Below are 24,737 nucleotides of genomic sequence, written 5' to 3' on the forward strand. Positions count from 1 at the left end.
AACCCGACGAGTCGCAGCCCGCGCAGCGGAGCGAGCAGGAACGTCTCGGCTCGGTTCAAATCCCGACGAGACGCAGTCTCGTCGTCGTTCACCTCGCTTCACTCGGTGAACTCCCGGCCGGCGCACTCCCTTCGGTCGCGCGCCGCCCGACCCTCGCAAACCTTCGGTTTGCTCGGTCCCGGCCGGCGCATTTTCCCGAACACCACGAACGGAGAGCGTAGCGACGAGCGAGCGTTCGCGACGGCCCGTCCCTCCGCCGCCGGACTGAGGAATGTTAACGCATCTCCGGACCGTACTGGGGCAAGCGATGGACGAAGAGATACACAGGTACACCGGCGAGGGAATCGAGGTCAGCTACGACGTGCGGCGGTGCATCCACGCGAGGGAGTGCGTCCGCGGCCTCCCGGACGTGTTCGACACGGACCAGCGGCCGTGGGTAAACCCGCACAACGCGGATGCCGACGATATCGCCGAGGTCATCGAGCGCTGTCCCACCGGCGCGCTCCACTACGAACGAGCCGACGACGGCCCCGAGGAAGCCGTCCCCGACGAGAACACCGTTACCGTCATCTCGGACGGGCCGCACTACGTCCGCGGTGACAGCGTCATCGAGACGCCGGACGACGAGCAACTGCTCGCAGACACCCGAATCGCGCTGTGTCGATGCGGGGCCTCGGACAACAAGCCGCTCTGCGACAACTCCCACCTCGAAATCGAGTTCGAGGCCCCGGGAACTGTCGAAGACAACTCCGCGGAGACAGGGGCGACGGGGGGCGGGGGTAGACTCTCGGTCGTGCCGACGCCGGACGGTCCGCTCCACGTCAGCGGCCCGTTCGAGATGAGCGGGGAGGACGACGGGTCGGTCTTCCGCGGCACGGACGTCTGGCTCTGCCGGTGTGGGCACTCGGAAGACAAACCCTTCTGCGACGGTACTCACGGCCGAATCGGTTTCTCGACCGAGGGGGAGTGACGGAGTTCGAGCGTTCGCTCACCGACCGACGCCCCGAAGCTGCACCAGCGCGCCGTGGACGTGGGCGAGTTCCGGATTTCGCTCTGTTACCGCGTCAGCGAGTCGGTGCAACTCCTCCACCGGGTCGCCGTCGAAGCGATAGAACTCGAAGGTCGGCGCGGCGTGTTCGTCCGCGCCGTCGGCGAGGGGTTGTCTGGTCAGCCACCGAGCCAACGGCCGCATCGCCGCCATCATCACGCCGTAGAGTTCGAGGACGAGGTCGTCTTTCGTCTCCGAGTCGACGGGGGAGTACAGCCCGTCCATCAGCACGTAGAGATAGGAGTAGCAGGCGTTGAACAGGTCCGCGGCCGGGCGGAGATGCTCCGGGTACTCGGCGGCCCGAGGGTTAGTCGGCACGGCGCGCGTCTCACCGAGCGGATGGGTTCCGTCGGCAATCTGTTTGAACTTGTAGTAGTGCGTCTGCTCGTGGTGGTCGGGGTCGGCGTACTCGGCGTCTCGGTACCCCTCTCCCTGGTGGACGATGGTCTCGACGGCGCTGGTGGCCGTCTCCCGGTCGACGACGGCGTCGAGGCCTCCGCTCTCTTCGAAATCGTACTCCACCGGGGCGTAGTAGCCCGACTCCGCCATCTGGCGGTCGGTCCGGTCCACCTCGAACAGTCCCTCTTCGGTGTCGAGGCGCTCGATGGCTTCCTCGACGGCCATGTAGAACTGTTCGATAGTCTCGTAGTCGTCGTCCTCCGGTAACCCGCCGACCTCTCTGGGCCGTTCGATCGTCACGAACACGCGGTCGATCAGTTCCGGGGATGCTCGTTCCAGCCCGAGGACGATTTCGGGCCGATGGTGAGGCAGCGCCATCGGATACGACGGGACGACGCTCTCGTCGTAGAACCGCGGCTCGCCGCCGGCAGCGGTGAGTACGTTCGCTACGAGGGCTGTGTGGAGCATCTCTTCGACGACTACGCTCCGGATGAGCCGGTACGGTACGGAGGTGTCGTCGTCGACGGAGTACATCGCGTAGAGGTACGCTGGAATGGTCGAGAGTTCGACCTGAATCGCCCACTGCAGGTGCTCGTGGAGCGATTCGAGAGTGTCAATTGACATACTCTATACAGTCCGACCCCCACGCGAATAAGTAACACGGGTAGTCGGCACTCTCCCCCGCAGTTCGAAACGTCGGCACTCAGACGGAGGCTGCGACGTTCTTCACACCCGCTCCGACGTGCACATCTCGCCGGGTTCGAGGCGAGAGAGCCGCCGACGGACGTGGAACGCGTCGGGAACCCACCTCTCACCGGAAAAACCGCCGCTCGAGCGCTCGGCACCTCGACGAACGCTCAAACGACCTGCAGATGCTCCGTCCGGAGTTCGTCGTCGCTGTACTCTTTGCCGTGGACGTCCTGCATGTGTCGCCTCGCGAGCTCTATCGCCTCCGATTCGTCTTCCGATTGGACGATGAACCGGCAGTCCGCGGCGGCCGACTCGCAGTCGAGTTTGTGTGCGTCTTTCATGGCTGTGTCTCCGTTCGCCGGAGGAGTACACGACCGGTGAAGAGAGGTAGCTATCGGCCGCCGGTCGGGCGACGAGTGACCGTCGCGCGGCGACTGCTCGGCGGTCACCTGACGACGACGCTCGGGGAGACGGCGGTGCGCCGCCGACTCATTAGAGAATCGTCTCGCGGCGGAGCGGTCGACTCTCGCGGTAGTACGACTCGTACAGGATTTCGGCCCACTCGCGCGCTTCGGGGGCCACGGAGTCGATCAACACTCTGACCGTTCCGCTGTCGTGGTCGTACCCGCAGACGCCCACCCGACGGTCGAAGAGACAGACGCCGTACGGCGGGGGGTCGTCGTGTATCCGCACGCTGAAGTTGTCGCTTTCGAGCGGTTTCGAGCAGTGGTCCGGATACGTTTCGAGGATGTGCTCGGCGACGCTCGGCGGATCGATTATCTCCGCGCGCATGCCGTCGAGGACCCGCCTGCGGAACTCGTCTCTGCAGGGTTCGAGCAGGGCGATACCGACGCCGACGAACCGGAACTGGTCGGTCTCCCGGAGCAGCGAGGCGAACCGGTTCACCGGTCGGTACGGGTCGTCCGACTCGGCGACGGTGACGACGGCCCCGACGCAGGTGTCGACGCCGAAGCCGCTCTCCTCGCCCGGGAGCCAGTGCCAGACGTCGCGGAGCTTCCGCTCCGTCTCGACCTGTCCGACGAGTGCCTCGACCGAGGACGCGACGAACGCCCCGAGTTCCGTCGCCTCGTACCGAAACCCGTCTTTACGCACCCAGCGTCGCGTCTCGAACTCGCGGAGCGTCCGTCGGACGGTCGAGGAGGAGACGTTCGCCAGGTCCCGGAGTTCGGCCCCGCTCCTCGGCCGAGTCGCGAGCGCCACCAGGAGAGGTACGCGGTGGTGTGAGCGCGCGAGGTAGCTGATGTCGTCGAGCGCACCGTGTGTGTCAGTGTGTGCCATGGATATAGTACACGCGACGGCTACTATAGCTGTTCGTCCCCGAGACGACAGACGCGCTGTCGCTGCAGTCACCGTCACCGCAACCACCGCCGCTGCAGTCACCGTTGCCGCAACCGCCGTCACCGTAGTCGGCTTCGCGGTCGGGTTTCGCCCTCGGGTCGGTCTACGGCGTCACGACGATTTTCCCCACGTGGTCGCGTTCGGCCATCGCCTCGAAGGCCGCGCCCGTCTCTTCGAGCGGGAAGGTTCCGTGTATCTCCGGCGAGAGCGCCCCGTCGGCGACGAGTTCGACCAGCCGTTCGAGGTCCGGTTGCGTCCCCATCGTGCTGCCGACGAGGCGTTTGTGTCCGAGAAACAGGTCGGGTACGTCGATCTCGGAGCGACCGCCCGCGGTCCGACCGCAGACGACCATCCGGCCACCGCGACGGAGGAGGTCCAGTCCGAGTTCGGTGTACGGGCCGCCGAGGTGGTTGAGCACCGCGTCCGGCGCCCCTATCTCGCGCACTGCCGCTCGAATCTCCTCGACGTCGGCCCCTTCGACGGCGTGGTCGAGGCCCAGCGTCGACACCTGGTCGAGCTTCGCCGACGACGAGGAGGTACCGACCGTTCGCGCACCCAGAACGTCCGCTAACTGCACGCTCGCGACGCCGACGCCGCCGGTCGCACCCGGGATGAACACCAGGTCACCGGGCCCGACCTCGGCGCGCCGGAGCATGTGTAAGGCGGTCATGTAGGCGGTCGGCAGCGCCGCCGCGGTCGTGGTATCGACGGCGTCGGGGAGCGCGACGAGGCGGTCCGCGGTCACGAGCGCGGATTCGGCGAGGCCGCCGTGGTACAGCGAGAAGTTCTCGCAGAGGTTCTCCGGACCTTCCCGGCAGAAACGGCAGACTCCACAGGTCTCGTTCGGACACAGCACGACGCGGTCGCCCGGCGAGACAGCGGTCACGTCGTCGCCGACGGACGCGACGACGCCGGCGACGTCGAGGCCGCTGACGAACGGCAGGTCGCCGGTGTCGACCATCGCGGAGTCGCCTTCGAGAATCCAGAGGTCGTGGCGGTTGACGGCACAGGCTTCGACGTCGACGACGGCCTCTCCCACGCCTGCTTCCGGCGTCGGTTCGTCGACGATGTCGACGCCGTCGGGACCGACGAGTTCGGTGAATGCTGCGGTACGCATCGGCTGGTCGTTCGTCCGCTGGGTGCATAGACGTACCGCGCGAACGTGATGGCAGGTGCCCGGCGCGAACGTAATGGCCGGTGCCCGGCATGAGTATCTCGAACTAGTCCGCCGCTGCTGTCTCCTCCCCATCATTACTTACCCGGTCTCGTGATACAGTATCGTGGTATGTCAAACCGATTCACGCGCGACGAAGCGCTCGACGAACTTCGCGCGACGGTCGACGAAGGGAAGGCGATAATCGGCGCGGGTGCCGGGACGGGTATCTCGGCGAAATTCGCCGAACGCGGCGGCATCGACCTGCTCATCATCTACAACTCCGGTCGCTACCGGATGGGCGGCCGCGGGTCGTTAGCGGGGCTGTTGCCCTACGGCGACGCCAACGAAATCGTCGTCGAGATGGGCCACGAGGTGCTCCCGGTCGTCGAGGAGACGCCGGTGCTCGCCGGCGTGAACGGGACGGACCCGTTCCGGCAGATGGACGTGTTCGTCGCCGACCTGAAGCGCCGCGGGTTCTCCGGGGTACAGAACTTCCCCACCGTCGGACTCATCGACGAGGACAGCCAGTTCCGGCAGAACTTGGAGGAGACCGGGATGGGCTACGACGAGGAAGTGGAGATGATTCGCGAGGCCAGTAAGCAGGAGATGCTCACCTGTCCGTACGTGTTCAACACCGACCAGGCGCGCGAGATGGCCGAGGCCGGTGCCGACGTCGTCGTCGCGCACATGGGACTGACGACCAGCGGCGACATCGGGGCCGAAACGTCGCTCGACCTCGACACTGCCGCCGAGCGCGTGCAGGAGATTCACGACGCCGCAACGGACGTCGACGACGACGTGATGGTCATCTGCCACGGCGGCCCCATCGCGTGGCCCGACGACGCGAGACACGTCCTCGACAACACCGAGGGCGTCGTCGGCTTCTTCGGCGCGTCCAGCATCGAGCGCCTCCCGACCGAGGAGGCCATCGAGAGTCAGGCCCGCGAGTTCAAGGACATCGAGCTATGAGCGCCGACCGCACCTCCGTCTCGCCGGAGGACATCGAGAGTCCGTCGTTCGACCGAGGCGTCCCGAAGTTACCGAACGCGCCCGACGGCGCGGAAGAACCGGGCGAAGCCGGAGACGTGGAAGGAGGTGAGCCGCTGTGAGCGTCGTCATCGTCGGGACGCTCGACACGAAGGGCGAGGAGATCGCGTTCGCCCGCGACGTGATCGAGGCGCAGGGCGTGAACGTTCACGTCGTCGACGTGGGCGTGATGGACGACCCGGAGTTCACGCCGGACACGGACGCCGAAACCGTCGCCGAGGCCGGCGGGACGAGCCTCCAATCGCTCCGGGAGGGCGGCGACCGCGGCGAGGCGATGGACGTGATGGGACGCGGGGCCGCCGCTATCGCCGAGCGACTCCACGACGAGGGAACGTTGGAGGGTATCCTCGGACTCGGCGGGTCGGGTAACACCTCCGTCGCGACGACGGCGATGCGGGCGCTCCCGGTCGGTGTTCCGAAACTGATGGTGTCGACGATGGCCTCCGGCGACGTCGAACCGTACGTCGGCTTCAAGGACATCGCGATGACGTACTCGGTCGCCGACATCGAGGGCCTGAATCAGCTCTCTCGGCGCATCATCGCGAACGCGGCGCTGGCGATGGTCGGGATGGTCGCCGGGGAGGCCGACGTCGAGGTCGAGGAGAAACCCACCGTCGCTCTCACCATGTTCGGCGTCACGACGCCCTGTGTCCAGACCGCCCGCGAGTACCTCGAAGAGCGCGGCTACGAGACCATCGTCTTTCACGCGACCGGTTCGGGCGGGCGGGCGATGGAGAGTCTCGTTCGAGAGGGCGTCGTCGACGGTGTACTCGACGTGACGACGACCGAGTGGGCCGACGAACTCGTCGGCGGCGTGCTCAGCGCCGGCCCGGACCGACTCGACGCGCCCGGCGAGATGGGAATCCCGCACGTCGTCTCGGTCGGGGCGCTCGACATGGTGAACTTCGGACCGCCCGACTCGGTCCCGGAGCGATTCGAGGACCGGACGTTCTATCGGCACAATCCGCAGGTGACGCTGATGCGGACGACGCCCGACGAGACCGCCGAACTCGGCGAGATTCTCGCGGGCAAGGTGAACGACGCGTCGGGAGCCGTCGCGGTGTATCTGCCACTCGACGGCGTCTCGATGCTCGACGTGGAGGGCGAGCCGTTTTTCGACCCCGAGGCCGACGAGGCGCTGTTCGACGCCGTCCGCGAGCACCTCGACCCCGGTGTCGAACTCGTCGAGATGGACGCCGCCGTCAACGACGACGAGTTCGCGCTGGCGCTCGCACGGAAGATGGACGAGTTCCTGAGCGACGCGTCCGCGGACGCGACGTCGGACAGCGGGTGACTCGCTGCGACAGTGAGTCGACCCCCGGCGCCCGGTCCGGAGTGCGCCGACGCGTCCGTCGCCCACATACTCGGTCGTGTAGACTGTTCCGTACTTTCTCGTCGCTGCGCCGCATACCTCTCTCGCCCTATGAACAACAACGGTCAGCCCACGTGCGACATCTGCGGCGGCGACCTCGTCGAGGAGGACCCCGTCGTCGAGCTCCGGCTCGGCGACTTCACCATGCAGCAGCGGTTCTTCTCGGTGTCGCACGAACTCGGCGGCGACATCTACGGCGCGTTCGTCCACCTCTCCTGCATCGACGCGCCCCGGGGCACGGACCGCGGGCAGACGCTTCGCCGGATTCTCGACACCATCGGCGTCCGCGACGTCTCGCTCGACCTCCCGAGCACCGACGCTCCGCTCGGCAACCCGGAGCTACCCGAAGCGTCGGAAGACGACTGACCGAGCGAAAAACAGTCGAGTCGACGGCTCGACCCCGAGACGGCGCACCGATTCCCGCTTACGGCGAGTTTCGCAGTCGGACGCGCCCTTCGTCGTAGGAGTCGATGTGTTCGGTGCGCAGTTCGTCGGAGTCGCCGTCCCACCCGAGGAAGCTCTTTACCTTGTCCGTGAGACTGGCGTCGTCGTCGCGGTCGACCGTCGCGCGGTCGCCGTCCACCTCGCGTATCGTTCCGACCTCGGTTCCTTCTGCAGTCACGACGCGTTTGTTCCGGTCGTCCTCGGTAAACTCTCGAACCGTCGCACGCTGACAATCGTTGTCGTCTCCGGGGTAGCTGGTGCTTGTATCTACCGGCATCCGGACGCCGAGGCTGGCCCGGTGTAGCGAGCCGAGCGGCGGAGCGCACCGCCGCCGACCGCTGGCTTCACCCGACGTTGATGTGGCCTTCCTCGCGCAACTGCTCGGCGTCCTGCTGGTCGTATCGCCACACGATGTCGGCTTTCTCGTCCTGCCAGTCCCACGGTTCGACGAGGACGATGTCGCCCTCTCGAATCCAGATTCGCTTACGCATCCGACCCGGGATGCGTCCCATCCGTTCTTTGCCGTCGTTGCAGCGGAGTCGGACGCGGCCGTACCCCTGCATGTCCGTCACGAGTGCGAACTGCTCGCCGTTCGCGGGCATCCGGAGGTTCCGCCGCCGGGAGCGCTCTTCGCTCATAGTCGAGCGTAGTCGCCGCACGTGCTAATAGCTAGCTAGCGTCGCGGTGTCGAGCGCCGTCATCGTCCCCGAGCGGCGACCGGTTCACTCGTTTGCGCGCTCGTGGTCGAGGAGACGGTGTTTCAGTCGGAGCCCCTGCTCGCCACCGGCGGAGTAGCCGCCGAGCGAGTCCGCGCCGACGACGCGGTGACACGGCACGACGATGGGAAGTGGGTTCCGCCCGCACGCTCCACCGACGGCGACGGCCGCGGTGTCGAGCTTCGCCGCCAGTTGGCCGTACGTACGCGTCTCTCCGTACGGTATCTCGGCCATCGCTTCCATCACCGCGCCGGTGAAGCCGGCGGGTTGCTGCAGTTCGAGGTCGAACGTCCGACGCTCGCCGGACTCGTAGGCGGCGATCTGTCGACGGAGTTCGTCCGGTAAAACCGAAACGACCGCCTCGTCCAGCGCGACAGTCGTTCCGAACAGTTCTACGTCCATCGGTACCGAGTCAGTCGAGCGCGCAGGCAAAATAGATACACCCCGCACCGGTGCAGATGCGGCCCATTCCAGTGTAGATGCGGCCCGTCTCGGTGCAGATGCGGCCCATTCCGGTGCAGATACACCTCACTCCGGTACCGATGCGGCCCGCCTCGGCGTCGCTCTTCACACCGGTCACGACACGGACGACGAGGGAGACGTTCCCGAGAGCGCGTACACCGACCCGCCCAGCGCCGCCACGTACAGACTTCCGTCGACGGCGGCGGGGCTACTGAGCACGTTGCCGTCCGTCTCGAAGCGCCAGCGTCTTTCGCCGCTGTCGGCGTCGACGGCGTGGACGCTCGAACTCGAACTGCCCACGTAAACCGTGTCGCCGGCGATAGTCGGGCTGCTCCTGACGAATCCGCCGGTCGGATAGCGCCAGCGCCGCCGACCGGTCATCACGTCGAGCGCGTACAGGCCGCCGTCGTCGCTGCCGACGTAGACGACGCCGTCGGCGACGCTCGGACTACTCTGTATGCCTCTTTTCGTGACGTGCTGCCAGCGCTGGTCGCCGGTCTCGGCGTCGATGGCGTAAACGTTGGTGTCGTCGCTGCCGACGTAAACGGTGCCGTCGACGACGCTCGGACTGCTCCGAACGACGTCTTCGGTGTCGAACTGCCACCGAAGTTCGCCGGTGTCGGCGTCGAACGCGTACACTCCCCCCGTCGACCCGCCGACGTAGACGGACGTCTCGTCGACGGCGGGCGTTCCGTCGACGTATCCGTCGACTCGGGCGGTCCACTGCGCGTTGCCGGTCTCGGCGTCGAGCGCGTACACCGCTCCCCGCGGGTCGACGATGGACGTCTCGGCGCTGCCGACGTAGACGGTGCCGTCGACGACGGTCGGACTGCTCGGCGAGCGACCCTTCGTCGCCCGTCCGAGGGCGTCTATCGTCTCGAACGACCACCGCTCGCTTCCGTTCTCGGCGTTTATCGCGTATATCGGCTGTTTCCCCGTCGACGCCCCCGCGTAGACGGTGCCGTCGACGACGGCGGGGCTTCGCGCGAGCACCTCCCCGGACTCGAACTGCCAGCGCTGGTCGCCGGTCTCGGCGTCTTTGGCGTACAGTCGACCGTCGTTGGCACCGATGTAGACGGTGCCGCCGACGACGGCCGGACTCGACAGAATCCCGCTGACGTCCCGGCCGAGAATCTGTCTCGACCCGGGCGTGAACCGCCAGCGGACGGTCACTCCTTCCGACGGTCCGATGCCGTCTATCTGGTAGCCGGAGTTCGCGGCGTCGCTCTGAAACATCGGCCACGCGCCGGGTTGCGGCTGTGCCCCCGCCTGCTGTGTGAACTCGCCGTCGCCCTGCGAGCGGGCGCTTTCGCGGGCAGCGACTCCCGGGAACCGAGAGAGGGCGGCCGGACCACCGACACCGACTGCACCGCTGGCGGCGAGAAACCGTCGGCGGGATAGGTCTGGGTTCGACACGATACGACGAGATAGTTCGTCACAAAGTGTAACTGTTTTTTACGCCGGACCGGAGTGTACGAAGGTACAGAAATTCCGCGGAGCGGAACTGCGCTCGGAGCGGAGACGGACGGTCAGCGTCGGAGTCGTTCCGTGACGGTGCCGCAACTGAGACACGTCGCGGTCCGGCACGGGACGCGTGCGAACTTCCGATTCTCGGGGTTCGTCTGCTGTTCGTCGCTCGTCGAGACGATACTCACTTCGACTTTCTGTTCCGTCTCTCGTCCGCAGTCGGCGCAGTGCTCCGTCAGCGTGTAGTCGTCGTCCGGTTCGGTAGGTGCGCTCTGTCGATTTACTTTCTCCATCGATTACGATATTCCACCAGTACAGCGACTGCTGTACCGTCCGTATCTCACAGTCCTTCCCGGAAGGGAGACTGGCTGTACTGACAAGCCGTTCAAGTACTATCGCGGCGTTCCGCCGATCGGTTCGGGCGACCGCACAGCGAGTTTATATCGGTGCACGGCGTCTCTATTCATCGAAATGGGGTTTATACTCTTTGGCGGATTGCCGGGCGGTCCCGAGATGCTCATCATCCTCCTCATCGTCGTCCTGCTGTTCGGCGCGAACAAACTCCCGGAACTCGCGCGCTCGACCGGTCAAGCGATGGGCGAGTTCCAGCGCGGGCGCGAAGAGACCGAGCAGGAACTTCGCCGGTCGTCGACGCCGTCGCCGTCGTCGACCGCATCGGACCGACCGGGTGCTCCCTCCTCGGCGACCGTGGGTGACGATACCGAAAGCGACGCCGTGAGCGACGATACCGAAAGCGACGCCGTGAGCGACGATACCGGAACCGACGCCGTGAGCGACGATACCGAAAGCGAATCGCGCTCGGCGAACTGACGCGTCAGTCGCCGGGTACCGCCGCCGCGGTCTCAGTCGGCTTCATCCGGCGGTAGGTGAAGACGAACACACCGGTCGCGAAGACGATGAAGGCCGCGGCGAACAGGAACGCCGCGGTAGTAGAGACGAAGTCTTTGACGAACCCCACCATCAGCGGGCCGGCCACCTGTCCGATCTTCCACGAGATGGAGCGAAGCGACATGCTGCTGGCGACGGAGTCGAACCGCTCTCCCTCTTCGACGAACAGCGCCATGCTCGCCGGGAGGCGGAGGCTGTCGGCGACGCCCAGCATCGCGTAGGCGGCGAACAGCGAGAAGAACGCGCCGCCGAGCGTCAGCGTCCCCTCGAAGGTCTCGATGCGTACCGGGTCGAGCGTCCCCTCGGCGACGAGCGCGAAGGGGATGAACGCCGTCCCGACGCCGTAGACCAGCGCTCCCGTCGCGACGAAGTACGGTTTGTGGCCGATGCGGTCGGTCAGGTCGCCGACGTACCCCTGCGACAGCGACTTGGTGAGCTTGCCGCCGGCGAGAATCCACCCGACCGCGAACTCCGAGATACCGAACTCGCGGATTGCGAAGATGGGTAGAAAGATGATGACCGCCATCTTTCCGACGCTGAACGAGAGACGGAAGAACACGAGCGCTCGGACCAGCGGCCGGTCCAACAGCGCGCCGAACGTCTCGATGCTCGTCGCGTCCTCGGGGTCTTTCCGGCCGCCGGGGTTCGACCGGAGGTTGAAGAACACGAGGACGAACGCGCCGATTGTCACCGCGCTCAGCGCGAGATACGTGAGAGTGAAGCCGTGCGCGTAGAGGAGATACCCGCCGACGACGTCACCGAGGAGACTGGAGAGCGCCGCGACCTGGTTGTACGACCCCAGCCACCGACCGCTCTCGTCGTCGGGGCTTATCTCGCCGACGACCGTCGACCCGGTGATCCAGAGGAGACTCGCACCGATCCCCTGGAGCATCCGAACTAAAATGACGTGAACGGCGCTGTCGACGAACACGAACGCCCCGAAGACGACGACGTTCAGCGCTAACCCGGCGAGCAGGTAGTGTTTCGCGTTCCCGGTGTCTATCTTCCGACCCAACGGGAGGACGATGAGGAGCTGCACGAACGCGAACGCCGTCCCGAACAGCCCCTCGACGACGCCCGTCGTGTCGTACAGCTCGGCGTACAGCGCCAGCGCGATGATGACCGTCGAGTACGCCTGACTACGGGCGAACGCCGTCCCCGCGAGAGCGGCGAACTCCCGGTTTTTGAGCAGTGCCAGCGACCGGCCCGGAAGCGACACCACAGTTGCGATTCGAAATGGTGAGGAGAGTTATAAATGACCGCATACCGGACGCGTTAGCGGCTAGTTCGCACGGGAAACGACCGGAAAACGGGCTCTCGTCGCGGACGCAGTGCGGGCGGTTTCCCGAGCGTTTGGGATTCGAGACGCTACAGTTCGATGCGTTCGACGAGTTGGTCGTCGGCTTTGGTGTTGACCGCGACGATGCGGATGTCCTCCTCCAGTCGGGAGTTCTGCATCTTCGCCTTCAGGAGGTTGTCGACCTGGTAGACGCCCGCCGCGTTTATCATCTCGATCTCGACGAGGACTGGCACGTCGTCGCCCTCCTTGAGCGAGACGCTGTTGATGGCCTGGCTGGAGAGGGTGTTGATGCCGCGGCCGCCTTTCTCGTAGGGGATGCGCGACCGACCGCGTTCCATGTCGAGGGCGTCGGCGATGCGGATGACGCCCGCCTCGTGGGTCAGCGGGTCCTCCTCGGTGTGGTGACAGAGGATGGCGTGCAGCACCTCGGCTTTCACCCGGACGACGCTCGGCGTCTCGTAGAACTGCGGGAGAAAACGGTCCAGGAGGTCCGCCGCGAGCGGAATCGAGTAGTAGGCGTGCTCGTCGCGGTGGACGACGTGGCCGATGTCGTGCAGCGTCGCCGCGAGCGCGACGATGACGGGCTCGTCGGCCTCGTCGAGGCCCTGCTGGCGCGCGCCGTTGAACTCGACGCCGCCGCGCTTGAGCAGGTCGTACAGACGCAACGCGCGGTTGCGGACGATCTCGATGTGTTTCGTCCCGTGGTCGTTGTACCCCTTCCGCGTGACGGCGTTGACGTTCTGCGCCTCCAGATACGTCGTCACCTCGGGGTCGTCGAGCAGTTCGGGCAGAACCTCGTTCAGCTTCTCGTCGGGGTAGGCGTGGTCGGCTTCCGGGTTGTACTCTCGCCCACCGTCGGTCGCGTCCGTCGGGTCGACGCTCGCGTCACTACTCATGTCCGACCCAACGCTCGGGAGCCGAAAAGAACTTACTTTCGGTGTGCCGACCCGTCGCACAGCAGAGAGTCACCGCTCAGTTTGCGGCGTCGACCGCGGCGGTCTGAATCTCCTCGTAGTTCGGCTCGACGCCCGGGTCGTCGCTGACCCACTTGTACGTCACCGCCCCGCTCTCGTCGACGACGAACACGGCGCGCTTGGCGACGTTTTCCACGCCGAGGGAGGCGAAGTCCATCGAGACGCCGTAGCGCTCTACGAGCGTGCGGTTCGTATCGCTCAAAAGCGGGAATCTCAGGTCGTTCTGCCGGCGGAACTCGTTGAGCGCGAAGGGCGTGTCGACGCTGACGCCGTAGACGTTCGCGTCCGCGGAATCGAAGGTTTCGATGCGGTCGCTGAACGTGTTCATCTCGCTCGTACACGTCCCCGTGAACGCCGCCGGGAAGAACGCCAGCACCAGCGGCGTCTCGTCGAGTCGCTCCGACAGCGTGAACGAACCCACGTCGCCGTCGGCCAGCGGTACGGTGAAGTCGGGGGCGTCGTCTCCTACGTCGACCATACTCGCCGAAAGCAACTGACGCGGATGACGCTTGCGCTTGCGGCACCACGCCGGGGCTACCGAAGGCTCCGACACCGTCCGGGGTCACGTCGCGCCGCGTCGTCGGTATCGCAATCGACGCCGTTCGGGTCCCTGACGGTACTCTGTGGACGGTTCCTGTCACCGAACGGGCTGAATTTCCTGAGCAAAAAGCCTATAACTGCCACAGAGCTAAGCAGGAGTAGAGATGTTCGACACCGCAATACCACTGTTCGGGGCGCTTCCGGGGGGGCCCGAAATGCTCATCATCCTCCTCATCATCGTCCTGCTGTTCGGCGCGAACAAGCTGCCGAAGCTCGCGCGCTCGACCGGTCAGGCGATGGGCGAGTTCAAGAAAGGACGCGAAGAGATCGAAGAGGAACTCCAGCAGATGGAGGGCTCCTCCGACGACTCGACCGAGGACACGACGACCACCTCGCCGTCTACGTCGACCACGTCGACGCAGACGAACAACGAAGCGACCGAGCAGAGCAGCAACTGACCGTTCTGCCCGCCTCGTCGGGCATCATTTTCACCGCCGAAGCGTACGCTTTTTAGCGACGACACCGAACCTGCGTCGGGGCGTGTGGCCTAGCGGATAGGGCGAGAGGTTCCTAACCTCTAGATCGTGGGTTCGAATCCCATCACGCTCGTTCACTTCGTTCGCTCGCGCGATGTAGTTCGCAAACGCTCCGCGTTTGCTCACTCCCGCCACGCTCGTTCCCCGTGCCGAGCGGAGCGAACGGGTTCTCCGGGTGGGTCGAATCGCGTGTTCCCGATTCGACTCACTCGACGCCGCACTATCCGACGCATCGAACGTCCGCACCCGCGAACTACCCTCTCGGCTAACTCTCTACTCCTCCCGCCACTCTCCATTGCTAGTGTGTCACACGGTCCGGACTCTAGCAGTTCGCATCAATTCTCACGCTGACGGTAGCTTCCAAATGTCCTTAAATAAACATAAATATGCGACAGATGAGCTTAATCTGTATGACATTTGTCGGCGCTATTGGAGGTCTCCTCCGCGGGACGCGGGCACACAAGTACGCGACGCTCGTTCACGACTCGGCGGTTCGAGCGTACCTACGGTCGAATCCGCGGTGCTTCGTCGAATCCGGCGGGGCGAGGGCGGTGTTTACCCCGACGAACGTCGTCGAGTGGGGAAATCTCAACTACCGTATCTGGGAGGAGGACTGCCTTCTCAGACACCTCCTCTCGCAGGTTCGTCCCGACGACGTGTTCTTCGATATCGGCGCGAACATCGGCATCTATAGCTGCCTCGTCGGCAGTCGACTCACCGATGGTACCGTCGTTCCGTTCGAACCGTACCCGCCGAACGCCGACCGCTTGGAGGCGAATCTCGAAGCGAACGGCATCGAGGCCGAGGTGATTCGCTCTCCCCTGTCGGACTGTCGACGAGCGGCCGAGTTCAACGTGTACGACACCGCGGACTCGGGCGCACAACACGGGTCGCTCGACACGATCTATCCGAGGGGGACGCCGCTCAAACGCATCCCGACGGAGACGACGTCCGGCGACACACTCGTCGAAAACGGACTCGCGCCCCCGCCGACCGTGGCGAAAGTCGACGTTCAGGGGGCCGGCGTCGACGTCCTGACCGGTCTCAGGAAGTCGCTGACGGCCGACCGGTGTCGTCTCGTCTACGTCGAGACGCACAACAACTACGAACAGATAACCGACCTGCTGCAGCGACTGGGGTTCTCTACGCACTCGTTCAGGCTCTCCAGAGAGCAGGGACAACCCGCCATCGTCGGATACGACGACGACGTCGTCGACTTCTTCGAGTAGCCGCCGTAGGGTACGACCACTCCGCGGGACGCGACATCCACGAGAGCGACATCAGCGAGACGCGGCCTCCGCGAGACGCAACCACCCTGCATCGAGCCCTCTCCACGGCGTTCCCGGCGGAACCGACGCTTTCGACGAGGCCGAAAACGCGGCGGCATCTCGGTTCTCCGACTACCGGTAGCCCATCTGCACCCTCAATTAGTCCAAAGTAATTGAGAGTTAATTGGTGGAAGGACTTTTCAATAATGAACACAACTCACTCCCAATGGCTATCGACGACGCGGCCGACTCGGACTCCGGGCAGTTCGACGACGCCGGCGAGGGCACGTCGGACACCGAGGCGCGTCGCCCGGCCGCCGTGGGGGAGTACACGTGGGACGACTACCTGGAGGAGTACGGGCCGCCGGGAGCGGCCGACGACCTCTACCGCGGGCTTCGACCCGCGCCGGGCACCGACCGCTGGGAGGACGACGAGGACAGACAGACGAAACCCGTCGGCGCAGACTGGGACCGCATCCCGCTCGACCCGGTGTCGTTTCTGGGCTTTCACCCCGACGACATCGACTCGCGGGTGGGACTCGCCGGCGGCAACGCCGAGACGCTCCACGAGCTGTTCGAGGCGTTCTGCGACCCCGAGACGACGCCGGTCGTCAAAGACGAGTACATCTGGGAGCACTACAAGCGCGAGTACTACTACGAGGACGACGGCAGTCGCCCGCGCGACGCCGACGGCGAGATAGAACGCTTCGACCCCGTCGACGCGCTGGGACACGACCCCGACGCTATCGAGAACACCATCTCGCATTTGAGCGACCGCGCCGAGGAACTGGAGGAACTCGTCGAGGAGCGCACGGTCGACACGAGGCAGGACTTCGACGAGGACGCGTTCTTCTCGACGGACGCGGGTACGACGACGGTCGCCAACCGCTACGACCTCGAGAAGGCGGTGCCGATGGCGAAGAAGACGCACTTCGAGGAGGTCGAACGCTACTGGGTGAACAAACCGTACTCGTTCGTCGTCATCTTCCACTCGACGAAGGAGAACGAGGACAAGTACTATCTCGTCCAGCCGTACATGAACCGGCTGGAGACGGAGCTGTCGGAGTACCTCACGGGGAAGCTCCGGACGGCCATCAAGTACGCCGACGACGACGTGGTCGGCGGCGACGGCCACCGCCGTCGAGTCATCGAAGAGCAGACGTACGAGTTGCTGGAGCGTTACGACCTCTACAGCCGCGAACGGACGGAGCCGTTCGCGAACGCGCTCGCCGACCGCCTCGGCGTCTCGGGCGACGACGAGGGCGTCGCGGGCAAACTCGTCCGCCTGCTCGGCTACCGCCCCGTGACGCGCGAAACGGCCGAGCTCGACGGCATCGCCGCCCGCCCCGAACCCGCGGTGCTGGCCGACGACGACGCCGACCTCACCGAGTACCAGGTCGAGAAACTGCTCTACCTCCTCACGCGGGACTTCATCGGCTACGAGCGCATCGACGGTATCAAACACGACATCAACGTCGAGGACATCTCCTGCGACGGCTACAACTCGCCGGTGTTCGTCTACCACGGCGACTACGAGCAGATAATCACGAACGTCTACCACGACGAGACTGAACTGGACGACTTCGTCGTCAAACTCGCGCAGCGCTCCGGCAAAGGTATCTCGAAGCGACGACCGCAGGTCGACGCCACCCTCCCGGACGGCTCGCGTGCGCAGTTGACGCTCGGTCGAGAGGTGTCGGACCACGGGACGAACTACACCATCCGCCAGTTCAAGGACGTCCCGTTCACGCCCATCGACCTCATCTGCTGGCACACGTTCTCGCTCGACGAGATGGCCTTCCTGTGGCTCTGCATCGAGAACCACAAGTCGCTCATCTTCGCCGGCGGCACGGCGTCCGGGAAGACGACGAGCCTCAACGCCGTCTCGCTTTTCATCCCCTCGAACACGAAGATCGTCTCCATCGAGGACACCCGCGAGGTCGAACTCCCGCAGCGCAACTGGATCGCGTCGGTCACCCGACCCTCCTTCTCCGACGACGACGGGGGCGACGTTGACGAGTTCGACCTGCTGGAGGCCGCGCTCCGACAGCGACCCGACTACATCGTGATGGGCGAGATTCGCGGCGAAGAGGGACGGACGCTGTTTCAGGTCATGTCGACGGGACACACGACGTACACGACGTTCCACGCCGACTCCGTCGGCGAGGTGCTCAAGCGCTTCACGACCGAACCCATCAACGTCTCGAAGACGATGTTCTCGGCGTTGGACCTCGTCTCTATCCAGACCTCCACCCGGGTACAGGGGAACAAGGTCCGCCGGAACAAGTCGCTCACCGAGATCAACCACTACGACGCGGAGAACGACGAGATAAACGTTCAGGACGTCTACCAGTGGCAGGCCGAGGACGACGAGTTCCTCCTGATGGGCGACTCGAACACCCTCGACGAGATCAAGTTCGACCGCGGGTGGTCCGAGGAGACGTTGCAGACCGAGATGTTCCAGCGGCAGGTCGTCCTCGCGTACCTCATCGACCGGGGGTTGAACACCTACACCCAGGTCGCGGCGACGTTCCAGGCGTTCATCAACGACCCGGAGACCATCCTGACGCTGATGGCCACCGACCGACTGGAGCGGAGCCTCGAAGACCTCCGCGAGATGGAGTCGGTGCTCATCGACATCGATCCCGAGAAGGAGGAGATGGTGCCCCGACCGGACCCGGACGCCGAGACGCTGGCGGAGGCCCGTGAGATTCTCGACCGCGCCGAGGAGGAGCTGTTCGACCAGTACCGCGGCGAACCTGTCGGCAGCGTCGCCGATGCGCTCTCGGACGTCCAACCCGCGGCGGACGTGGAGGCGACGTCGTCGACACCAACAAGCGATAATCCGGCGTTGGATAACTCGAGCGACGATCCAGCACTCAACGAGAGAGCCGAAACGGATGAAAGCGACATGCCCGCGCTCACAGAGGGCGAAGCGGACGAAGCGGGTGAATCGAACAACTCCCGCGACGCAAGCGAAGCGGCTGCCGACGAAGAAGAGGACGGGGGCGAGGGCGACGCAATGAGAGACCGCAGCGACGCTGACAGCGCTGCCGGGCAACAAACCGACACCGCCTCTGAGGTCACTCCAGACTCCGACACCGTCGAATCCGACAACCTCACCGACAGGTATGGTGGAGATTCAGTCGTTGACGAGACCAGTTTCGCCCGAGGTACGGATTTCTCGGACAACAGTCCGAGCGTCGCTGACGACGAAGCCGACCCCATGGCGTTCGGCGACGACCCGATGTTTATCGGCTCTGACCCTTCAGAAAGAATGCCATCTCCTGACTCACTCTCTGGCGACTCCTTTGATCGAACGAGTGAGGAGTCTGTACGCGGCGAGGGTCCAGACAGTACCGACGATAGAGACGGCAGCGACGAGTCAGACACATCGACCGACGCTAAAGCTGAGTCAGAACTTGACGACGACTGGTACTTTGGACAGACAACGAGTGACGACGATGCGGTTGATGAGGGTGACGAATGAGCCTCGACACTGGATCGAGTGGCGCAGGAAGTGCCAACGCGGGCGAGATGCTCGGCGACGCGTTCTATCCACTTTTCACGTGGCTGTTCGACCCCGACGGCGACTTCGTCGGCGACGTAGAGGAGAAACTCACACAGGCTCGCGTGACGACGACGGTCGAACTGTATATATCGCAAGCACTGGCCGTCGGTGTGCTCATCGGGCTCGTACTATGGCTCATTGGGACGCTTCTCGGCTACGCGCTGTTCCAGTTCGGCGTCGTCGACACGGAGATGCTGTCGCTCGGTGCGCGTATCCCGAACCCGGCAGTCGTTGACCTCCTGGAGGCGATGAAGATGCCCGCCGCCGTCGGTATCACCGGACTCGTGTTCGGTTCGCTCGGCTTCGGTCTCGGTTTCGGCACGCTGCTGACGATTCCGTACTCCACCGCCTCCGCTCGCAAGCGCGAGATAGACATGTTGCTCTCGGACTCCATCTCGTTCATGTACGCGCTCTCTGTCGGAGGGCTGAACCAACTCGAAATTCTGGAAGCCATGGCTAAGGCTGAAGACACCTACGGCGAAGTCTCCTTGGAGTTCCGAGCCATCGTCCAGGAGACGGAGTACTTCGGCACCGACTACCGCACCGCCATCCATAAACAGGCGATGGAAACCCCGAGCAAAGAACTCTCACAGTTTCTCACCGATATGCTCTCTATCGTCAACTCCGGCGGCAACATGGAGCAGTTCCTCGACGACAAGAAGGACAAGCACATGCGCACCGCCAAACAGCAGCAGGAGCTGACGCTCGAAACGCTCGAACTGTTCGGCGAGATGTACATGACACTCTCGCTGTTTCCACTCTTGCTCATCATCATCCTCGTCATCATGAGCATGCTCGGCAACGCTGACGAGATGTTGCTCTATGGGACGGTATATGGATTAATTCCGATTACCGGCGTGGGCTTCCTCGTTCTCGTTTCGACGGTGAAACAGGACGAAATCGGCGACGGTTACCTCGATCCGGCCGACAGCAGCGAACGACTCACTGAGTCGAAGAAAGAGGGCCTCATCCATCTTGGTCTCATCGAGAGCTTCGTCGGCGAATTTAGCCTCTTCGACCGCGTGAAAAATCGCGAAGGAACGTACAAGACTAAGGAATTGCTGAAGCAACCGCACATCCTCTTCCGCGAGAACCCGCTTTTCACGCTGGTGTTCACCGTCCCAGTTGCCGCCGTCGTTATCGGGCTTTTGGTGGCCAACGACGTCGCGCCGCTGTCTTGGGACGGGATGGTCGCCCAACCCGTCTGGGGGACGTTTGTCTGGTGGTACATTCCCTCGTACCTCATCGCCATTCCGCTGGCGGTGTTTCACACGTGGAACGTCTACTCGCGCAACGCGGTTATCGGCAAACTCTCCGATAACCTCCGAAAGCTGTCGAGCGCGAACGATACCGGTCAAACACTGCTCGAATCCGTCAAGACGGTTTCCGACACCTCATCGGGGAAACTTGCAGACGAGTTCGATGTAATGTACGCGAAAGTTAATTACGGAATGAGTCTCAAGGAGGCACTCGTCGAGTTCAACAATAAGTACCATATTCCACGGCTTGCGCGGACGGTCAAGCTCATCACGAAAGCGCAGGAGGCGTCTAGTCAGATTACCGAAGTTCTCACGACGGCGGCGCAAGCCTCCGAGAATCAAGACGACATCGACCGTGAGCGCAAGTCACGCGCGCGGATGCAGGTGGTCATTATCATCATGACGTACCTCACGCTGTTGGCGGTGATGGCCATCCTTAAAACGCAGTTCCTCGACGTGATGTCTGGGTTGACTGAGAGCTCCGGTGGCGGCGGCGGACAGAGTGCCGGTGGGATGAGCTTCGGCGGGGGCGTTGACACGAACGTGCTCTCAGTGCTGTTCTTCCACGCGGTTACGCTACAAGCCGTGCTCTCGGCGTTCATTAGCGGCTACATCCGCGATGCCGATATTGTCTCCGGTGTCAAGTTCGTTGTCGTGCTGCAGACCATCGCCCTGGCAGTATGGATGGTGGTGGGATGAGGTTTTGGCGCGGTACTCGTCGCGCGGAACGTCAGGACGACAGCGGTCCAACGACCCAACGCAACGCCCGGGCGCAAACTACCATCGACTTCGCGATTGGTGCAGGTGTCTTCCTCCTCACCGTTGCCTTTGTGGTCGCGTTCATCCCATCGATGCTCTCACCATTTGCCAGCGGCGGGCCAGAGAACACCGTCGTCGCCGACCGAGTCGCCTCGAACCTCGCCAGTGGGTTGCTGAGCACCTCTGAGACTCCATACCGTGTCGACGGCGAGTGCGCGGCGGTATTTTTCGGTGCCTCGGTGATGAGCGACTTCGACTGCGGGTTCGACCCTGACGCGGCGACTGTGAACGAACGTGTGGGGATTTCGAGTCACGTCAATCTTCACATCGCTCTCAACGGCGACCGAAATGGCGACGGCATTGAACGCCTCTGCTGGGACAACACCGAACGCCGCGTCGTCGAAGCCGATGCTAGTGGCTGCGATGTTCGGTTCGAAGCCGGACAGCCACCGCCAACCGATACTGGCTCGGTCGTCGTCGCGTGGCGAACCGTCTCGCTCGCCGGCGAGACCGGACAACTGGAGGTGCGTGTTTGGTGACCCGCAGACGCAAATCTGACCGTGGTCAAGCGCACACGCTCGAAGCGGTGATGTCGGCATTGATTCTCATTACGAGCGTCATCTTCGCCCTCCAAGTAACCGCGGTAACGCCGCTATCTGCGAGTACCTCCAGCCAGCACATCGAAAACCAACAGCAGGCGACCGCCGAAGGCCTCCTCACCGCCGCCGCCGACTCGGGTGCGCTCGAACGGACGCTGCTGTTTTGGGGTGACAGCGACGACGACGGTGACGATGAGTTCCGCGGGGCGACCAACGAGGAGTACTACACCGCCGGCTATCCGCCGACCGAATTCGGGCGGATGCTGGAGACGACGTTCGGCGACCAAAGCGTCGCCGCGAACGTCTACGTCCGCTACCACACCGACGGGGGCGGCGAACGTCGCCAGCGCCTCTTCTACCAGGGCGAGCCGAGCGACAACGCGGCGACGGCGACGCAACTCGTGACGCTGTACGACGACGCAGTGCTGTACGACGACGCCGACGGCGACGAAGTTGCCGAACCGACAGATTCCGAGACGCAGATAAACGAAAATAACTTCTACGCTGAGGACATCGACGGGACTGACAGTGGCGTCTACACGGTCCTGCGGGTGGAGGTGGTCGTGTGGCGGATGTGAGTCGCCTCCGAGATGGCCCGTGGAACGATGTTTCACGAGCACAGTTGTTCCTGGTCGGGGCGCTCTCGCTGGCGGTCGTCTTCGTCGCGCTCTCGCTTATCCTCAACTCAGCGATCTACACTGAGAACCTTGCGTCGCGGAGCACCGACGCCGCAGACGCGTCGGCAGCGCTAGACACTCGCGCCGACGTGGAAACGGGCGTCGCCGGACTCATCGCCTATGAGAACCGAAACCGTGAGTCATTCGTTGAGGCGGAAGTGGAAACAGCAGTAGAAGGTGGTGTTGATGAACTCAACAGCCAAATTGGGGACTTCAGCGTCCGCAACGGTCGCGTAGTGCAGGTCTCGTACGTGTCGCTCAACTCCGGTACGGCCGCCGAACAGTCAGCGAACGAGCAGTCGGAGGTCGAGCAGTTCGTCTCCGCGGAAGATTCGACGACCGACTGGACTGTTGCCTCAGGTCACGAAAGCTTCCGTGCGTTCGAACAGCGGGTCAAAATTGGGTCGCTTGCCTTGTCTGAAGACGATGCGTTCGCCACCGAGTTCACCGCAGACGATGGCGAAACCTATCAGGTTCGTCTCCTGCGAGTCAACGACGACGACCTGCGTGTCAAAGTCGTTAGACTGACAAGCGAGGGTGAGATTGAAGAATCCAACCACTGTGCGCTGTACGACGACGCGTCCGCCGACGAGTATGTCACCGTCGACCTCACATCAGCCACCGTGGGCGGCGAACCCTGTCCAGCGTTGGAATTTTTTGAGGATTCGGTGGCCTACGATGTGGCGTACGTGAACGGCGACCAGGTGAGCGGGACCTACCGGTTGGTTGTTGATGGGTCCGCCGACGTCAGCGAAGTTCCAGAATCCAAAGAAGTAATCTATGCTGTAACAGTCGACTTCGCTTACTCATCGTCGGAGCTCGACTACGAAACGACAATTCGGGTCGCACCGGGTGAACCCAATGTATAGTCGTCACTCGTCGCGGTCATCGCCGACGCAGACTGACCGCGCCGCGTCGACGACGCTATCGTACGTCCTCGCGCTCGGTATCACGGCAATACTCATCACAGGTTTACTTGTCGCCGGCGGAGGAGTAGTTGAAGACCAACGTGACCGGACAGTTGAAAACGAACTCCGTGTCATCGGCCAGCAACTGGCTGCGGACCTCGAGATGGCGGACGCGTTAGTGCAATCTGCGCCGTCAGGGACGGTACGACTCGACCGACAGCTCCCCCCGCGTGTCGTCGGCACGAATTACGCCATCGACATGGTCGACACTGATGATGACGGCAGTGCCAACTCGATTCAACTGTCGACGTCTAACCCAGATTTGATGGTCACCGTCTCCTTCACGACACACACGACAATCGCCGACGCCTCGTTTAGCGGCGGTAACGTGAACATCCGTTATACGGGAACCAAACTGGTGATCGAAAATGCGTAATCGATCTCAACTAACAGAATCTGATCCGAGTCGCCACTCGCGAGCAGTGAGCGAGACGGTGAGCTTCATCCTCGTCTTTGCACTTATCACCGGGATGGTCGGTGTCGTCTACGTCTCCGGCTTCTCTGGATTACAGGACGCTCGTGACGCCGAGCGCTTCACGAACGCCGAGCGCGCCTTCGATGTGATGGCCGACAACCTCGCAGACATCCACCACGAGGACGCGCCGAGTCGGGCGACCGAACTCAAACTCGCCGAGGCGCAACTGCTTCTGGGGCAATCGCACTCCGTCGGCGTCGACATCGCCGGCCGGGATGCGACCGACGACCCGGAAAAATCCCACCAGCCAATCGTCTTCCGGACAGGATCTGGGTCCGAGCTTGTCTATGAGAACGGCGCAGTCATCCGTACAGACCCTGGCGGGGGAGCGGTGATGCTCCGAGAGCCGGACCTCGTCTACCGGGTGGTCGGTGACGAGCGGGTACTTTTGGTACCGATGATTCTCACAAATCCCGGGGGCGATCGGACGAACGTCGGCGGATCGAGGACGGTGCTGGTTCGTGTCGAACACGCCTCAACCGAACGATTCCTCGAAGCGACAGACACGACGGCGACGCTCAGCCTCGACACGACGCCGGAGCGAGCGCCTGCGTGGGAACGATACCTCGAAGACGAATTGGGTCGTGAGTGCGAGTTGACCGGCGCGGCGGCGTCGACGGTCACGTGTTCGGACATCCCCGCCGACCGGATACAGGTTACCGCAACGTACCTTAGCGTCGAGTTCGACTGACTTCCTCATCGTGTAGTTTGACTGACTCGGGTCTGTCGCTGATCTTCGAAT

The 24,737-nt window shown here is 63.9% G+C and carries 28 protein-coding genes and 1 tRNA gene; 16 read left to right on the forward strand and 13 right to left on the reverse strand.

Features of this window, described 5'->3' with window-relative positions; translation table 11 throughout:
• Positions 1–307 precede the first annotated feature (307 nt).
• The gene (locus tag FCF25_RS12230; RefSeq protein ID WP_137048892.1) at positions 308–970 is read left to right on the forward strand and encodes a CDGSH iron-sulfur domain-containing protein; all 663 of its coding nucleotides are present in this window, start codon (positions 308–310) and stop codon (positions 968–970) included.
• An 18-nt stretch (positions 971–988) separates the two neighbouring features.
• Here FCF25_RS12230 and FCF25_RS12235 read toward each other — a convergent pair whose 3' ends face one another.
• The 4 genes from FCF25_RS12235 to FCF25_RS12250 all read right to left on the reverse strand — a co-directional run bounded on the left by FCF25_RS12235 (position 989) and on the right by FCF25_RS12250 (position 4,613).
• Positions 989–2,071: a ferritin-like protein gene (locus tag FCF25_RS12235; RefSeq protein ID WP_137048893.1), complete on the reverse strand. Its 1,083-nt coding sequence runs from the start codon at positions 2,069–2,071 to the stop codon at positions 989–991.
• Between the two features lie 233 nt (positions 2,072–2,304).
• Entirely contained in the window at positions 2,305–2,478 is a 174-nt protein-coding gene (locus tag FCF25_RS12240) for a DUF1059 domain-containing protein (RefSeq protein WP_117591763.1), read from the reverse strand.
• Positions 2,479–2,629: 151 nt separating this feature from the next.
• Positions 2,630–3,436, reverse strand: a complete 807-nt coding sequence (locus FCF25_RS12245) for a winged helix-turn-helix domain-containing protein (RefSeq protein WP_137048894.1) — start codon at positions 3,434–3,436, stop codon at positions 2,630–2,632.
• 163 nt (positions 3,437–3,599) lie between these two features.
• The gene (locus tag FCF25_RS12250) at positions 3,600–4,613 is read right to left on the reverse strand and encodes an alcohol dehydrogenase catalytic domain-containing protein (protein ID WP_137048895.1); all 1,014 of its coding nucleotides are present in this window, start codon (positions 4,611–4,613) and stop codon (positions 3,600–3,602) included.
• A 168-nt stretch (positions 4,614–4,781) separates the two neighbouring features.
• On the opposite strand from FCF25_RS12250, the gene FCF25_RS12255 reads away from it, so the two are divergent.
• The 4 genes from FCF25_RS12255 to FCF25_RS12265 all read left to right on the forward strand — a co-directional run bounded on the left by FCF25_RS12255 (position 4,782) and on the right by FCF25_RS12265 (position 7,437).
• A complete protein-coding gene (locus FCF25_RS12255) occupies positions 4,782–5,621 on the forward strand; it encodes a phosphoenolpyruvate hydrolase family protein (protein WP_117591758.1) in 840 nt (279 codons plus the stop codon).
• On the forward strand, positions 5,618–5,761 hold the full coding sequence (locus FCF25_RS15685) for a hypothetical protein (RefSeq protein ID WP_168191251.1): 144 nt from the start codon (positions 5,618–5,620) through the stop codon (positions 5,759–5,761). Before FCF25_RS12255 ends, FCF25_RS15685 begins: the two co-directional genes overlap by 4 nt.
• A complete protein-coding gene (locus FCF25_RS12260; protein WP_137048896.1) occupies positions 5,758–6,993 on the forward strand; it encodes a Tm-1-like ATP-binding domain-containing protein in 1,236 nt (411 codons plus the stop codon). The genes FCF25_RS15685 and FCF25_RS12260 overlap by 4 nt, the downstream gene beginning before the upstream one ends.
• A 129-nt stretch (positions 6,994–7,122) precedes the next feature.
• On the forward strand, positions 7,123–7,437 hold the full coding sequence (locus tag FCF25_RS12265) for a hypothetical protein (RefSeq protein WP_117591754.1): 315 nt from the start codon (positions 7,123–7,125) through the stop codon (positions 7,435–7,437).
• Positions 7,438–7,495: 58 nt separating this feature from the next.
• Here FCF25_RS12265 and FCF25_RS12270 read toward each other — a convergent pair whose 3' ends face one another.
• The 6 genes from FCF25_RS12270 to FCF25_RS12290 all read right to left on the reverse strand — a co-directional run bounded on the left by FCF25_RS12270 (position 7,496) and on the right by FCF25_RS12290 (position 10,453).
• Complete coding sequence (locus FCF25_RS12270; RefSeq protein WP_137048897.1) at positions 7,496–7,693, reverse strand: hypothetical protein; 198 nt, start codon at positions 7,691–7,693, stop codon at positions 7,496–7,498.
• Between the two features lie 166 nt (positions 7,694–7,859).
• Positions 7,860–8,153: a translation initiation factor eIF-1A gene (gene eif1A, locus FCF25_RS12275; RefSeq protein WP_137048898.1), complete on the reverse strand. Its 294-nt coding sequence runs from the start codon at positions 8,151–8,153 to the stop codon at positions 7,860–7,862.
• 84 nt (positions 8,154–8,237) lie between these two features.
• The gene (locus FCF25_RS12280; protein ID WP_137048899.1) at positions 8,238–8,633 is read right to left on the reverse strand and encodes a methylated-DNA--[protein]-cysteine S-methyltransferase; all 396 of its coding nucleotides are present in this window, start codon (positions 8,631–8,633) and stop codon (positions 8,238–8,240) included.
• 10 nt (positions 8,634–8,643) lie between these two features.
• Positions 8,644–8,802, reverse strand: a complete 159-nt coding sequence (locus FCF25_RS15690) for a hypothetical protein (RefSeq protein ID WP_168191252.1) — start codon at positions 8,800–8,802, stop codon at positions 8,644–8,646.
• 5 nt (positions 8,803–8,807) lie between these two features.
• The gene (locus tag FCF25_RS12285; RefSeq protein WP_137048900.1) at positions 8,808–10,109 is read right to left on the reverse strand and encodes a PQQ-binding-like beta-propeller repeat protein; all 1,302 of its coding nucleotides are present in this window, start codon (positions 10,107–10,109) and stop codon (positions 8,808–8,810) included.
• A 113-nt stretch (positions 10,110–10,222) separates the two neighbouring features.
• Positions 10,223–10,453: a hypothetical protein gene (locus tag FCF25_RS12290; RefSeq protein ID WP_117591745.1), complete on the reverse strand. Its 231-nt coding sequence runs from the start codon at positions 10,451–10,453 to the stop codon at positions 10,223–10,225.
• 178 nt (positions 10,454–10,631) lie between these two features.
• Between FCF25_RS12290 and FCF25_RS12295 the strand changes: the two genes are divergently transcribed.
• Positions 10,632–10,991 (forward strand): twin-arginine translocase TatA/TatE family subunit, encoded by a 360-nt coding sequence (locus tag FCF25_RS12295; RefSeq protein WP_137048901.1) that lies wholly within the window; start codon positions 10,632–10,634, stop codon positions 10,989–10,991.
• 4 nt (positions 10,992–10,995) lie between these two features.
• On the opposite strand, the gene FCF25_RS12300 is transcribed toward FCF25_RS12295, so the two are convergent.
• The 3 genes from FCF25_RS12300 to FCF25_RS12310 all read right to left on the reverse strand — a co-directional run bounded on the left by FCF25_RS12300 (position 10,996) and on the right by FCF25_RS12310 (position 13,821).
• The gene (locus tag FCF25_RS12300) at positions 10,996–12,288 is read right to left on the reverse strand and encodes an MFS transporter (RefSeq protein WP_137049408.1); all 1,293 of its coding nucleotides are present in this window, start codon (positions 12,286–12,288) and stop codon (positions 10,996–10,998) included.
• 149 nt (positions 12,289–12,437) lie between these two features.
• Entirely contained in the window at positions 12,438–13,265 is an 828-nt protein-coding gene (locus FCF25_RS12305) for an HD domain-containing protein (RefSeq protein ID WP_117591741.1), read from the reverse strand.
• A 76-nt stretch (positions 13,266–13,341) separates the two neighbouring features.
• Complete coding sequence (locus tag FCF25_RS12310; RefSeq protein WP_137048902.1) at positions 13,342–13,821, reverse strand: redoxin domain-containing protein; 480 nt, start codon at positions 13,819–13,821, stop codon at positions 13,342–13,344.
• 226 nt (positions 13,822–14,047) lie between these two features.
• Between FCF25_RS12310 and FCF25_RS12315 the strand changes: the two genes are divergently transcribed.
• The 10 genes from FCF25_RS12315 (at position 14,048) to FCF25_RS12360 (ending at position 24,686) form a co-directional block, all read left to right on the forward strand.
• Positions 14,048–14,341, forward strand: coding sequence for a twin-arginine translocase TatA/TatE family subunit (locus FCF25_RS12315; protein WP_137048903.1), 294 nt, complete (start codon positions 14,048–14,050; stop codon positions 14,339–14,341).
• 78 nt (positions 14,342–14,419) lie between these two features.
• Positions 14,420–14,492, forward strand: a tRNA-Arg gene (locus FCF25_RS12320).
• Positions 14,493–14,829: 337 nt separating this feature from the next.
• A complete protein-coding gene (locus FCF25_RS12325; protein ID WP_168191253.1) occupies positions 14,830–15,648 on the forward strand; it encodes an FkbM family methyltransferase in 819 nt (272 codons plus the stop codon).
• A gap of 265 nt (positions 15,649–15,913) precedes the next feature.
• On the forward strand, positions 15,914–19,177 hold the full coding sequence (locus FCF25_RS12330) for an ATPase, T2SS/T4P/T4SS family (RefSeq protein ID WP_137048905.1): 3,264 nt from the start codon (positions 15,914–15,916) through the stop codon (positions 19,175–19,177).
• Positions 19,174–21,216, forward strand: coding sequence for a type II secretion system F family protein (locus FCF25_RS12335; protein WP_137048906.1), 2,043 nt, complete (start codon positions 19,174–19,176; stop codon positions 21,214–21,216). Before FCF25_RS12330 ends, FCF25_RS12335 begins: the two co-directional genes overlap by 4 nt.
• Entirely contained in the window at positions 21,198–21,815 is a 618-nt protein-coding gene (locus tag FCF25_RS12340) for a hypothetical protein (RefSeq protein ID WP_137048907.1), read from the forward strand. The genes FCF25_RS12335 and FCF25_RS12340 overlap by 19 nt, the downstream gene beginning before the upstream one ends.
• The gene (locus FCF25_RS12345; RefSeq protein ID WP_254425861.1) at positions 21,812–22,453 is read left to right on the forward strand and encodes a hypothetical protein; all 642 of its coding nucleotides are present in this window, start codon (positions 21,812–21,814) and stop codon (positions 22,451–22,453) included. Before FCF25_RS12340 ends, FCF25_RS12345 begins: the two co-directional genes overlap by 4 nt.
• Positions 22,441–23,421, forward strand: a complete 981-nt coding sequence (locus tag FCF25_RS12350) for a hypothetical protein (protein WP_137048908.1) — start codon at positions 22,441–22,443, stop codon at positions 23,419–23,421. Before FCF25_RS12345 ends, FCF25_RS12350 begins: the two co-directional genes overlap by 13 nt.
• Positions 23,414–23,896, forward strand: a complete 483-nt coding sequence (locus FCF25_RS12355; RefSeq protein ID WP_137048909.1) for a hypothetical protein — start codon at positions 23,414–23,416, stop codon at positions 23,894–23,896. The genes FCF25_RS12350 and FCF25_RS12355 overlap by 8 nt, the downstream gene beginning before the upstream one ends.
• Before the next feature lie 46 nt (positions 23,897–23,942).
• Positions 23,943–24,686: a hypothetical protein gene (locus tag FCF25_RS12360; RefSeq protein WP_137048910.1), complete on the forward strand. Its 744-nt coding sequence runs from the start codon at positions 23,943–23,945 to the stop codon at positions 24,684–24,686.
• Positions 24,687–24,737 lie beyond the last annotated feature (51 nt).

The sequence above is a fragment of the Haloprofundus sp. MHR1 genome, from assembly GCF_005155585.1.
In the GTDB taxonomy this organism is placed as follows: Archaea; Halobacteriota; Halobacteria; order Halobacteriales; family Haloferacaceae; genus Haloprofundus; species Haloprofundus halophilus.